The following is a 14,770-nucleotide window of genomic DNA, read 5'->3' as shown; positions in this document are numbered from 1 at the left end:
ATGCTGCTTCCCAACTAGATTCCGGCAGAAACTTTACGCGCGTGTAAAGAAAAAGTCGGCTACGAGCGAAAAAACGGCAGAAACTTTACAACCGCGCGCAGTTTATGCTGCTTCCCAACTAGATTCCGGCAGAAACTTTACGCGCGCGCTGTGCTGCGCTCAAGCAGGTCGTCGCGCCTGCGTTTGGAGAGCAAAAGTAGCGCAAACCCTCCAAATGTGAGATAAGTTCCCCGCAAATGGAGTGATTCGCAGCAGATAACACTCCAAACGTGAGATAACACTCGCGCGAGTTTTGTAGGCGAGCGCGTTACTGCGCGAGCGTAAAATTTAGGTCATTTGCGCATATCGTCGGTTGGCTGAAAAATTTACGGTTTATATTGCACAACGCGCCAACATTAGTTGGTAAATCAGCAATATTTTTTTAAAAAACATTGTCAAAATGCAAGGTTGTTGAAAAATTCTGTAAATTATATGTTAACTACAGATTTTTTACATGTTACTTGCGGAAAGGTGTTTGCGAGAAAATGGCGTAATTTAGCCATTTTCCTATCCTAAATATAATTTTTTCAAATTTTATTTGCTAAATTAACAAGTTAAAAAAATTTTTTCTCTTTAAACAAGTGCTAGAGTATATGAAAAATATTTTGTTGCACTTGCAAAAATGCATCATTATTTGCTGTTTGCATGGGGGGGGGGGTATGCCTCTTATGCGATATTTAGCGGAAATGATTCAAACCAGCGTAACAAAAATATTTACACCCGTATGAAAGATTTTGGCAGTCAGTATGAAATGTTTTGGCAGCTGGCATGAGTTTGTTATAGCTAGAACCGAAATTTTTCCGGGATAACAACCACCATTTTGAAGGAGAGTATGTTTATGAAGTTCAAACGAACGTCATATCTGACTCGTTTAGCAGCATTAGGCGTGGCTGCGGCGACGCTTATGGTACCGCTTGGGCAAGTTCCTGCGGCATTTGCAAAAAATGATAATGAAACTAAAAAAGATGGCAATGCACTTGTCTCTAAGATGCTTGATTCATCTTTAAAAGCTAATAGTGAGATTAAGTCTATAGAAGATTTACGCCATGTTAATCCAACTCTTGCTAAAGCTTTTGAGAATTACAGTAAAAAAGATCAATTTAATAAAAATTCAAATGCTCAAGTAACTGTTGTTGTTACGTTGAAAAATTATCGTTCGCAACTCACGGATGCTGACGAAAAAGCCAACATTCATGAGCAGAATGTTTTAATTAACCGCGTAAAGTCAAAGTACAATATGACGGTTCGTCGCCAGGTTGGTTATTTAATGAGTGCTTTTGAAGCTACTCTCCCTGAAAAACACGTTCAAGATTTGAAACGTGAGCCAGGTGTAGTTTCTGTCGCAAAAGAACGTTTATATCATCCAATGGAAAATTATGCTCGCGATTTACAAGGCGTGCAGACGGTGTTTAAAAAGCATCACCTCGATGGAACCGGAATGCTTGTTTCTATTATCGATACGGGCATCGATCCAAATCATCAAGATATGAAGCTTGACGCTTCAGCAAAAAAGAATATTCGCTTGAAGCCAACTGGTAAAGGAAATACAACAGATAAAGTTCCTGCAGGTTTCAATTACGCTGATGAAAATACTAATTTCACAGACGCTAATGGTGAACAGCACGGTATGCACGTTGCCGGTATTGTGGCTGCTAACGGCGATGAAAATGGTGCTCCAGCATCTGAAAATCATCGTGTTGATGGCATAGCTCCAAACGCTCAGCTGCTCGCTATGAAAGTCTTCTCAAATGTGCCAGGTTCGCATGGTGCTCGTGATGTTGATATTGTTGCTGCAATCGAAGATTCTGTAAAGCTTGGCGCAGACGTTATTAACATGTCTCTTGGCTCAGATAACGGTTTCGGTGGAACGTCAAGTGCTACTAGTGTCGCGTTAAAGAAGGCTCGCGAAGCTGGTGTGCTTCCAGTTATTTCTGCAGGAAACTCCGGCTTGAACTTCTCTGAAAGCGGTGGCATAGATGATAGTTTAGGCAAGTGGGATGATGCAACTCTCGGCTCGCCATCTTCTTATCCTTCTGCTTTCAGCGTTGCTTCTGTAGAAAATTCCAACATTACTCAGCAGTCTGCAAATTGGGTTGGAAAAGATGGCAAGTCACATACTTTGCCGTACAGCTATTCTATTGGTTCTTTAACAGATGCACTATCTCAGCATGAACTTGTGGATGCTAAAAAAGCTACTAAAGCTGATGTTAAAGATCTTGATCTTACCGGTAAATATGCTCTTGTAGAACGTGGTGGAATCAGTTTTACTGAAAAGTTTAATAATGCGATTTCTAAAGGTGCTAAAGGTGTGATTGTTTACAATCACGACAAAGATTCATCCTTATTCATAGGAATGGGCGGATTGGAGAAAATCAAAAATTGCTTTGGTGCATCTATTCCTCGTTCTTATGCATTGGAAATTAAAGCAGCATTAGATAAAGGTGAGAAAGTAAAGATAGCTTTCACTGAACAATTCGTTACTATCGCCAATCCGGATGATGGGAAGCCTTCTAGCTTTACTTCTTGGGGTCCAACTCCAGAATTTGATTTTAAACCTCAGATTGCTGGTATCGGTGGTAATGTTTGGTCCACGCAGAATGGAAATAAGTACACCAGCATGTCTGGTACTTCCATGGCTGCTCCAAACGTTTCCGGTCTTTCAGCGTTGGTGATGGAAAGCTATAAGAATCGTTTCCCTGAGCTTAACAAGTCTGAAATGGCTACCCGTGTAAGCCAAGCATTAATGAATACAGCAAGTATTATTGGACATAAAGATTCTGCAAATAGTAAGAAAATTCCTTATGCTCCTCGTCAAATCGGTGCTGGCTTAGCTCAGGTAGATAAAGCTGTTGCTACTGACGTGATTGCAACAGTAAACGGCAATTCGTATGTGGCTCTTAAAAACGTGAATTCTAATCGCGAGTTTACGGTTACTTTACATAATTATGGTAAGAAGCCAGTAAAATTTGCTGTCCCAGATCAGGAAGTTGTAAATGAGTCTAATGAGGCAAATAAAGATACAGTAACCTCTATTAGTGATACTGAAACGTTGCAATCAAAAACGCGTACAGTTACAGTAAAGCCTGGGAAAACCGCTGATGTTAAGTTTACGTTAAGTCCAAATAGTTCTAAAGGCAATCATTATATTGAAGGTTGGGTGCGATTTGAATCGCTCACTGATTCTCAACCAGATGTTTCTGTGCCATACCTTGGTTTTGTTGGAGATTGGAATGCTGAACCTATAATGGTAAAACCGGGAGAAAGCTATAGTGCAAAACATAGTGATCTTACGACATCGTTGCTTTCGGTAGCTGGTTTTATGGGTAAACTTCCGGTTAATAATGAAACTAAACCTTATGTACTTGGCGAATTTTCACCTGCAAATCAAGATGGCTGGATGGATTATGTTGTTCCATCTATGGCTATATTCCGCGGTGCATCTGACATAAAGTATTCTGTATTGGATTCTCATAATAAAACTAAGATTGTTCTTGGAACGGAACACAATGTGCATCGTTCTACTATTGCTAATGCTGGAACAACAGATGGTTTAGCTGGAAATTTCGACGGGTCTGTGTGGAATCCAAAAACAAGTAGGTTTGACATTCTTCCTGATGGATGGTACACGTATCGTATTCAAGCTCGCTTAGGAGATAAGTTTGATTGGCAAACTTATGATATGAAGGTAGCAATCGATAATCATGGACCTAAGGTCACAGTATCTGATCGTGATGATAAAGGCAATGTGAAGATTGTTATTAGTGATGAATTGAGTCCTGATCCTGGCGTGCCAACTATTCATCTTCCTGGTGTAAAGGATGCTTTGAACTATGGTGATGAAGACACTCAATGCCCGTTGAATGAAGCAACTCGTACGCGAGTGTGCAAGTCTATTCACATTGGTAATGAAGCTCAATACATAGATGTGCTTGTTCGAGACAATGCTATGAATCCAACTGAGGTTAAGAAGGTATTCGACACATATGTCCCGAATGGTTCAGGAAAACCTGAGAAGAACAAGAAGTTTATTATTCCAAATGAACAAAAACTTACTTCTCACCAAATTAAAGCAAATCAGTTAGAAGAAAGTAAGACTAACCCAGATATTAATGGTAAGTTCTATCTTGAGGGATATCTCACTAAAGATGTTGCTTCTATAAAAGCTTATGTGACTCCTAAAGACGGTAAAAATCAGGAAGTCAAATTAGCTAAAAAGCGCAAGGGTGAGAATACTTTCTATGCGTTTGTGCCACTGAAAAATGGCGAAAATACTGTAATGCTTAAAGCTTTTGATAGTAAAGGTAATCATATTGGCAATAAGGAACTTAAGCTAACGTTCAACGCGCAAACACCTAAGATTACTGTTAATGGTTTAGATGATAAGGGTAATTTGCCTGTAAGTTCAGATGGTAAAGTAACTGTTGCTGGTAAAGTAACTGATACTCCTGGAGATACTGTAAAGCTAAAGCTTACTTATCAGAAGGCTGCTGACAACACTACTCCAGCTAATGCAGTTGCTGGTTCTGTAAACAATCATGCTTCTGGTTCTGCTACTAAAGCTGTTTCTGGAGCTAATACAACTTCAACAGCGAATATTAATGCCAATGTAAAGAAAGCAGATACAGCTGTAGCTAGTAAAGAAACTGAAGAAGTAGTAACTGTTGGCAAAGACGGTAGTTTCAAAACAGTTATTACTCCTGCCGCTAAAGCTGTTATGGTAACTCTTGTAGCTACTGATTCTGCTGAAAACACTACAACTATAGGTTTGGCTCTCGCTGGTCGTTCAACTCCTACGCCTAAACCTGCAGCTGCAACAAAAGATTTCGTGCTTACTAATGCTGGCTCTATGGGTTCTTATGCGTGGTTAATTCATAAGAAGAATTATGGTCCAGACGTTATTGGCTCTGATTACTTTGTTGCTCAAGGTGATGTGAGTTCCAAGGTGACTAGCGTGGTGTTTACTCCAGCTTCGCGTTTTGATGCTACAACTAAAAATCTTGTAACTCCAAACCCATTGCGTGCTGAAATTAAGGACGGAAAGTTTAGTGTGAAGCTTCCAATGCATCCGGGTATAAATGATTTCCGCTTGCAGGTGAACACTAAGCCAACTGACGAAGATGCTGATGAAGACGATGAAACGAATGTAATCGATACTCCTGCAGCATTCTACTTCGACATTACGCCTCCAACAGCACATTTCGATACTCCAAAGCTGTATGGTCACACGTTGTTCACAAATCGTGACACCGTGACTTTCAGCGGCAATGTGTCGGATGATGCTTTCGGTCAAACTTTGCGAATTAACAACGATTCCGTTGGTGATTTCTACACTTTGGATACGAATGGTAAAGAAACAACTCGTCGCCAATTCTCAACTGACATTCCAGTAGACAATGGTGATAAGTTGCTGCTGCACTTAAGTGATCAGGTTGAATCTCATTTACTTGGTGTGATTCCAGTTGTTCTTGACGAAACGGATCCTACTGTTGAAGCAGGTTTGGTTGAAGGTGAAGAAATCGATGATGGTCACGAAATTACTGTTAAAGCAACAGATGATAATTTGAAGTCTTTGCGCGTTATGGTTGATGGTCGTCCAGTAGCGTATACAGAAAATTATCTTCCAACTACAGCAGTAGAGAACACATTAGTGGATGTTTCTAAGGTTAACGATAATCCAACTCCAGATAAGCCAGGTTCTACAACATTAACGTTGAAGATTCCTACTAATAAGTTGACTGATGGTTCTCACACTATCACCATTGAGGCGACCGATTTTGCCGGTAATACAGCAAGTGCCACAAGTGATAATGCAAAGGGAGCTACTGCATATACATTCAAAGTGAAGCATGGTGTGAAGCCTGGCGAGGATCCGTCTAAGCCTGGTCAAGATCCAAAGAAGCCTGGTGAGGATCCGAAGAAGCCTGGCGAGGATCCGGCTAAGCCAAAGAATCCAGGAACCAAGAATGAATCAACCCAAACTGATTCTGCCCCAATTCCTCCTGCTTCTACAGAAAAGATTCTAAAGTCTCTTGCTGGATTAGAAACCAAGAATGTTACAGCTGGAAAGGAAGTAAAGATTTATATTTCTGGAAAGCCTGCAGCTTTGAAGAATGCTGAAGCCAATGCTCGCATGTATGCGTTCATTTACTCTGATCCTAAGGATCTTAAGGGTGAAGATGGTCATGAATATGTGACAGTGCGTACTGATGAGAACGGTAAGTACTATTTCAAGGTTTTGATTCCTAGCGGATATTCAGGTAAGCACACAATCTTACTTATGGATGCAAATGGTAACCAGATTGCTTCTGGAGAGGTGTCTGTATCTTCCTCTGCTTCTTCTGATAGTGGCAGCCAAACTGATTCTGATAATAAGAATAATCAGAATAATCAGAACCAGAGTGGTAGCGGTAATACTGGTAACGCTGGTAATACTGGTAATACTGGTAATAGCGAAGGTGGAAGCTCAGGTCACGGTAAGGATAGTGGCAACAACGGTGGCAGCACTAGCGGTAGTGCAAGCGGTGATACCAACAATGATAGCCGCGGTGGTAATCATGGCGGTAGCCACAGCTCTAATCATGGCGGTAGCCACAGCTCTAACCACGGTGGTAATCATGGTGGAAAGTCCTTTACTACTGGAGGTAATTCCAGTAATAATTCGGAGTCGTCCTCAAAGGATGATGCGGATTCTACTAATGCAGGCGCATCCGCTGCATCCGGCGATGCCGCTGCCAATGGCAACGCAAGTTCTGCCAATGGCAACGCAAGTGCTGCGAATGCTAACGCTGCTGCAAAGCAGAAGGCTGCCGCTAAGTCTGCCGCCAAGAAGATGACTTCTGATTTGGCGATGACTGGTAGCAGTGTGATTGGCATGGTTGTGACGTTTATGGTGTTGCTTGCAAGCGGTGCTGTAACGTTTAAAACTCGCCGCCATCATGCGCACGCAAGCAAGTAAATAAACAAAATAAGTAAAAAAGTAAATAAACAAAGAGCACTCTTCATCTTCTAGTAAGGTGGGAGTGCTCTTTTTGTATGTAATATATTTTGGAGAATAATCCATAGTTTGTTTTACATATTAATTTGCTTCATCATTCATTCACGTGGATACTCGTTCGCTCTCCAAATGCGAGACAAGTTCCCCGTGTTTGGAGCAAAACACAACCTAAAACCCTCCAAATGTGAGAAACTTTCCTCGCTTTTGGAGTACCACACAAACCTACGTTTAGTAAATCCACCATCCAAAAACAACTGAGCTCTTGTTCTAAACAAACAAGAGCTCAATGAAATCACGTGTAGGAGCAACCTACACAGGTAAATTAGAGTCTACCACATCCCCTTAGAATTTGCGTTTGCCATGTTATATTTCGTGGCGAATGTCAAACTAAATGTGCAATAATGTACAATATTTTCATGTCTGCTAATACATTTTTTACTTTGCAAGAAGCGCAACAATTTTGTGGCGTGGCTAGATTTAATCGTTATATGCGCGATGCAAATAATGATTTAGGTACAGCTATGCTTATATGCAAATCGAATCATGAATTAGCAGGAATATTGCATGAGCAGATTGGATACGTAGAAATATGCGTGCGTAATTCAATTGATTTAGAACTTCGTAAACTTGCGTTGAAAGAAAAGCAAAATGAGGAATGGACCAATCCTCTGTATACGCCAGATTTGGTTAAAGATTTGATTGAAAATCAAGTCAAGCAAGCGAGAGAAATCGCAGTTCACTCGCATGATGGTAGAAGCGTAAATCATGATGACATTTTATCTAAGCTCATGTGGGGAACATGGGTAAAGCTTGTTGGATCTTCAGAAACAAAAAATAGCAATCGCATTCAACAAAAACTTTGGAAAGACGCTGTAGGCAATGCGTTTCCATTTGTGAACTGTTCAAAAATGAATAAAGAGTACGATGAGGATAGAAGAATAATAGCAAAAAATCTTATTTATATTAAAGAGATTAGGAATAAAGCAGCTCATTTTGATAATTTATATAACATAGCTAGGGGAAAGAGGAATCTTACGAACGCACTGTTTACGCTACTTCATGCGGTTAATAAGTCGTTTACAACTGGATGGATTGATCCCTCAAAAATACGTAAAGCTGCTAATAAATATTTGGAACTGATGATTGGTGTTGATGATTAATACTGATGATTGGTGTTGATGATTAATACTGATGATTGGTGTTGATGAAGTAAACGGTATGAAAGCAAATGCGTAAGTTGCGCGAACTACCTGCCTGAGCGCGCGCAATGCTGCGCTCAAGCATGTCGTCGCGCCTGCGTTTGGAGAGCAAAAGTAGCGCCAACCCTCCAAACGTGAGATAACACTCGCGCGAGCGTAAAATTTAGGTCATTTGTGCCTATCGTTGGTTGGCTGAAAAATTTACGGTTTATATTGCACAACGCACCAACATTAGTTGGTAAATCAGCAATATTTTTTTAAAAAACATTGTCAAAATGCAAGGTTGTTGAAAAATTCTGTAAATTATATGTTAACTACAGATTTTTTACATGTTACTTGCGGAAAGGTGTTTGCGAGAAAATGGCGTAATTTAGCCATTTTCCTATCCTAAATATAATTTTTTCAAATTTTATTTGCTAAATTAACAAGTTAAAAAAATTTTTTCTCTTTAAACAAGTGCTAGAGTATATGAAAAATATTTTGTTGCACTTGCAAAAATGCACCATTACTTGCTGTTTGCATGGGGGGGGGGGTATGCCTCTTATGCGATATTTAGCGGAAATGATTCAAACCAGCGTAACAAAAATGTTTACACCCGTATGAAAGATTTTGGCAGTCAGTATGAAATGTTTTGGCAGCTGGCATGAGTTTGTTATAGCTAGAACCGAAATTTTTCCGGGATAACAACCACCATTTTGAAGGAGAGTATGTTTATGAAGTTCAAACGAACGTCATATCTGACTCGTTTAGCAGCATTAGGCGTGGCTGCGGCGACGCTTATGGTACCGCTTGGTACAGCAAATGCTAAAGACAATAGTGCTGAGAACAATAATCTCGCACAAGTTGTAAATCAAAAGAATAAGAATAAGAAGAATAAAACTACTAAATATCTTGATCCTAAGATTGTTAGCAGAATAGTTAATAATCCATTTAATAGGACTGGTACTTCTAATAAGCCTGTTACTGTTATTGTTACTTTAAAGAAACAGCCAAAACTTCCTTCGAAAGAATCTGAAAGCAGTAATAAAGCTGACCAGAATCGTCTTATTGGAAAATGGTCTTCAAAATATGGCATGACAGTACGTCGCCAATTTGGTTACCTGATGAATGGTTTTGAAGCAACATTACCAGCTAACAAAGTTGCGGCTTTACGTCATGAACATGAAGTAGCTTCTGTTGCAAAAGAACGTTTGTATTACCCTCTTGAAAATTATGCTCGCGGCTTGCAGGGTGTAAACGAAGAATTTAAGAAGCGTGGACTTGATGGAACTGGGATGCTTGTGGCTATCATCGACACTGGTATTGATCCAAGTCACCATGATATGAAGCTTGATTTCAAAGCTGAAAAAGCTCGTAAGATTCAGAAGACATTCCCGTCTAATGGTGTAAAGTTCACTAATAAAGTTCCTGCTGGATTCAACTATGCTGATGAAAATTACACTATTACAGATAGTGGTGCAGAGCAGCATGGCATGCACGTAGCTGGTATTGTGGCAGCTAATGGTGATGATGAGAATAAGCCAGCTGATAAAAACGGTCATATTAACGGCATTGCTCCAAATGCTCAGCTACTTGCAATGAAAGTATTTTCAAATAAGCCGGGAGCGCACGGAGCTCGTGATGCTGATATAGTTGCTGCAATTGAGGATTCTGTAAAGCTTCATGCAGACGTTATTAACATGTCTCTCGGCTCAGATAACGGTTTTGGTGGAGCTTCTAACGCTACATCTCTCGCTTTAAAGAAGGCTCGCGAAGCTGGTGTGCTTCCAGTTATTTCTGCAGGAAACTCCGGTTTAAGCTTCTCTACATCTGGAGGAACTAATGATGCATTAGGAAAGTGGGATGATGCAACTCTCGGCTCGCCATCTTCTTATCCTTCTGCTTTCAGCGTTGCTTCTGTAGAAAATTCTTATATTATTCAAACCGCTGGTTCATATACGGATAAAGCTAATAAGACAACTGAGATTCCTTACTCTATAGCCTCAGGAAAAGCTGATGGTAAAGAACATGAGATTGTGAATATCGGTCTTGGCAAAAAAGATGAAGTTAAGGATTTGAATCTTCACGGAAAGTACGCTTTAGTTGAACGTGGCGCAATAGCATTTAGTGAAAAATTCCAGAATGCTATTGATAAGGGTGCTGATGGTGTAATCGTTTATAACAAAGCTGGCGATTCGGCACAGTTCCTCGGCATGGCTGGAGTTGATAAGTTCACATGCTTTGGAGCATCAATTCGTCGTGAAGATGCTTTAAAGATTGTTGATGCACTCAAAGCTAATGCAAGTGGTACAGTTAAGGTTTCCTTCTCTGATAAGACAATGGGCATTGCAAATCCTGATAAGTTGCATCCTTCTAGCTTTACTTCTTGGGGTCCAACGCCAGAACTTGATTTTAAGCCTCATATTGCTGGCATCGGCGGTAACGTGTGGTCTACTCAGAACAACAACAAGTACACTAATATGTCTGGTACTTCTATGGCTGCTCCAAACGTTTCCGGTCTTTCAGCTTTGGTGATGGAAAGCTATATGAAGCGTTTCCCTAAGCTTTCTCCAAAAGATCGTGCTACTCGTGTTGAACAAGCCTTGATGAATACGGCTGAGATTCTCAATAATTCCAGCAATGTACCATTTGCTCCCCGTCAAATCGGCGCTGGCTTAGCTCAGGTTGATAAAGCTGTTGCTACTAACGTGATTGCAACAGTCAATGGCAATTCGTACGTGGCTCTACGCCAGGTTAATGGAGATCGTAAGTTCACTGTTAAACTGCATAATTATGGAGATAAGGCTGTAACTTATGAAGTTCCTAAACAAAATGTTGTTAATGAATCTAATAATGCTAATGCAGAAACTACTACCTCTATTAGCTCAGAAACATTAGCTTCTTCGACTAATACAGTTACAGTAGATCCTAAGTCAGAAAAGGAAGTAGAGTTTACATTAACTCCAGACGCGACTCGCGACCATTATGTTGAAGGTTGGGCGCGTTTTACTTCAAAGACTTCTGGGGAACCAGATTTGGCTGTTCCATATCTTGGCTTTGTTGGAAATTGGGATAAGGAACCAATTCTTGTAAAGCCTGGTGAAGAGTATCTTCAAAATGCAATTAATATGACTACTTCGCTGATTGCCGAAAGTTATTTTGGTGATGTGCAAGTTAATGATGAAGCTCCTGGTCATTTAGAATTTTCTCCAAATGGTGATGAGTTATTCGATAAGATACGACCATCATTAGCATTATTCCGTAATGCAAGTTTAATACAGTATTCTGTTTTGGATAATTCTGGTAAGACTGTTGCAGAAGTAGGAGAGGAACATGACGTTTCTCGTTCTAATTTCTCAGAATTATTACGTGATCCAAGAGCATTAAATAGTTCTATTGATTTTGATGGAACTATTTATGATAAGACATCTACTGATATTGCGCATTTTAATAAGAAACTTCCTGATGGCAAATATATTTATCGAGTAAAAGCTTGCTTGACTAAGGATATGTGCCAGACGACTGATATGCATTTTAACCTTGATACTAAAGCTCCAACCGTTACAATTAGCGAACCTGATAATGATGGTAAAATCACCATTACAGCTCATGATGAGTTAAGTGAAACGTTGAGTGATCCAGGTGTAAAAGTTAATGGTAACAGTGATTATGTCAAGGTTGATGAGAAGGACTGCAGCGAAACTCATGACGCAAATGGCTATACTCGCACTTGCAAAGTTAATGTAGGTAAGGATGCTTATTACGTCAATGTCAGTTTGCATGATGGCGGTTTCAATGAAACCAATACTTCCAAAGTGTTTAAGGGATTTGCTAATAAAAAGATTCTCATAAATAATGAGGTTAATCTTAAGAATATTGGCATTAAGGATGTCACTGCTAAAAAAGATAACGGTGTTGATAAATATAGCATCGAAATCTCTGGACGTATTGCTGATGGTTGCAAGGATGTGAAAGCTTATGTTCAATCAGGAACTGAAGCAGAAAAAGAATTAGCTGTTAAGACAGATGATTCTGAATTTAGCTTTACAGCCCCTATTAAACAAGGTGCTAATACAATAAAAGTTAAGGCAAAAGGTTCTGATAATAAAGAAGTAGTTGAAACTCTTGCAACTAATTTCGACGGAAAAGCACCAACAATTAAACTAACTAATGCAGATAGTAATGGGAATGTAACAATTGACCAAACTGGTGCAGTAGAAGTTAAAGGTGAAGTTAAGGACGATACTAATCCAAAGCAGAATCTTACGTTTACTGTCAAGTATAGTAAAGATGAGGTTGTTGATGGTGAAGTCCAGAGTGAACAAGTGGAAGAGCCTGTAAATGTTGCTACTGATGGCTCATTTACTGTAAAAGTTATTCCATCTGCTAGTACATATTCAGTTACCTTGGTTGCTAATGATGGAGTTAACACAGCTACTCAGAATGTAGGTTTCGCTAATCGCGTTATGCCAACAAAGACAGAGCCAAAGCTTTATAATATTTCACTGAGTAATGCTAATAGCTTAGGAGCATACAACTGGATTGTTCCTGGAAATAGTGGTACTTCGCTCGATTCATTCACCGCAAACGGCAAAGTAAGTAACAAAGCTACAGAAATACTATTTACAAAAGCTAATCGAGTTAAAGATGATGGTTCGGGGTATGAGGATTTTGATCCTATAGCTGCAACAATCACTAAGTCCACTAATGCAAATGCTGATTCTACATTCACGGTAACTCTGCCAATGCATCCTGGAATAAATGACTTTAGGATGATTGTCAAAGAGGGAAGTGATGTGGTATTAGACACTCCAGTTGCTTTCTACTTCGACAGACAGGCTCCAGAAGTAATGTTTAGTACTCCAAAGTTGTATGGCGGCAGAATATTCACTAATAATGACACTGTGAAATTCAAGGGTGTTATTAGTGATGATTTTGCTGGTTATACTCTTAAGATTAATAATCTTATTGCTTCAGACAACTTCAGTACTGATTCTAAAGGCAAAGAAACTAATGCTCAGAGCTTCGATAGAGATGTTGAAGTTAAAAATGGAGAGTTTGTGTTAATCCAAGCCATCGATCAGATGTCTAGCGCACTGTATGGTCGTGCTCCTGTTATTGTTGATAAGGATGCTCCTTCTGTGACACTTGGAATAAAGGACAATGATCATGTTGAAGCAAATCATAAGATTTCTGTAACAGCTAAAGATGATCATTTGAAGTTATTGCGAGTGAAGATTGATGGTAAAGAAGTAAATCATGCAAGTAATGGTCTTAAAGAAACGGATATTAAGCTGAGTAAGAATAATCCTTACGATGCTACTTTTGCCGATCTGAAAGATCTGAAGGATCCGCTGAAGGTAGATGTTGATTTCAATTCACTTTCTGCCGGAAAGCACTTAATCACAGTTGAAGCTGTTGATTATGCGGGTAACGTTGCAACGAAGAATACTTCCGCAGAATTCGTCGTTGAAAAGAAGTCGAATGATGGTCATGGGAACGATCATGGTTCCTCCTCTGTAACTGTCAATCCTCCTTCCGCTTCAACTCCAGCACCTAAAGCTCCTGAATCTACCGCAAAGCTAGATCAGTCGCTTAAGGGAAGCCTTGTTGCTGGTGAACACATGAATGATGTTGTTCGTGCTGGTAAGAGCAATCCTGTGAAGTTGTATTTCGCTGGCATGGATGCTCCTGCTAAGGGTGATGCTGGCTCTAAGTCTCACAAGACTAAGGTCTCTTCTGCCACGAGCGAGTTCATCAAGGAACTTAAGAAAAACAAGGTTGCTTACGCTTATGCTTACATGTATTCTTCGCCTGTGTTATTGAAGGGCGCAGATGGATCTAAGTATGTGAAAGTAACTTTGGATAAGAATGGTCAACCTCAGTTTAATGTTGTGATTCCAGCTGGCTACTCCGGTAAGCATACGATTGTTTTGCTTAACGATAAAGGTGAGCAGCTTGCTTGGGCTAACGTGTGGGTTGTTCCTGAGAATGCTACAGCGTTCGATGAAACAGTTGCAGAGATTAACCTGAAGTATTCGGAGCTTCATTCTGGTACTGGATTCGGCAACGGGCTTGGTACTGGATTTGGTAACGGATTAGGTGCTGGTTCTGGATTCGGCACATTTACTGGCACTACTTACGTTGGTACAGACGGAAATGCCGCCAGCGGAAGTGGTAGCGCAGGTGCCGCATCCGGCGATGCCGCTGCCAATAATGGCAACGCAAGTGCTGCGAATGGCAACGCTGCTGCAAAGCAGAGGGCTGCTGAAAAGGAGCAGGCTGCCGCTAAGTCTGCTGCCAAGAAGATGACTTCTGATTTGGCGATGACTGGTAGCAGTGTGATTGGTATGGTTGTGACGTTTATGGTGTTGCTTGCAAGCGGTGCTGTAACGTTTAAAACTCGCCGCCATCATGTGCACGCAAGCAAGTAAATAAACAAAATAAGTAAAAAAGTAAATAAACAAAGAGCACTCTTCATCTTCTAGTAAGGTGGGAGTGCTCTTTTTGTATGTAATATATTTTGTGGAATAACCTGAATAACCCATATTTTGTTGTA

Annotated in this window: 3 protein-coding genes; all 3 read left to right on the top strand. The window is 40.2% G+C overall.

All coding sequences use genetic code 11. The features are described from left to right. Window positions 1-877 precede the first annotated feature (877 nt). The 3 genes from HXT43_RS04110 to HXT43_RS04100 all read left to right on the top strand — a co-directional run bounded on the left by HXT43_RS04110 (window position 878) and on the right by HXT43_RS04100 (window position 14,645). Window positions 878-6,994: a S8 family serine peptidase gene (locus HXT43_RS04110; protein WP_421780923.1), complete on the top strand. Its 6,117-nt coding sequence runs from the start codon at window positions 878-880 to the stop codon at window positions 6,992-6,994. A gap of 455 nt (window positions 6,995-7,449) precedes the next feature. Next, window positions 7,450-8,193, top strand: coding sequence for an Abi family protein (locus HXT43_RS04105; protein WP_410294779.1), 744 nt, complete (start codon window positions 7,450-7,452; stop codon window positions 8,191-8,193). Window positions 8,194-8,945: 752 nt separating this feature from the next. Further along, window positions 8,946-14,645 carry a S8 family serine peptidase gene (locus HXT43_RS04100; RefSeq protein ID WP_415707200.1) on the top strand — a complete coding sequence of 1,900 codons (5,700 nt, stop codon included), beginning with the start codon at window positions 8,946-8,948 and terminating at the stop codon, window positions 14,643-14,645. The last annotated feature ends 125 nt before the right edge of the window (window positions 14,646-14,770 follow it).

Origin of the sequence: Gardnerella sp. DNF01195, from assembly GCF_049244175.1 — a bacterium.
GTDB lineage: Bacteria > Actinomycetota > Actinomycetes > Actinomycetales > Bifidobacteriaceae > Bifidobacterium > Bifidobacterium leopoldii.
This window is presented reverse-complemented; position numbering and strand designations above follow the sequence as displayed.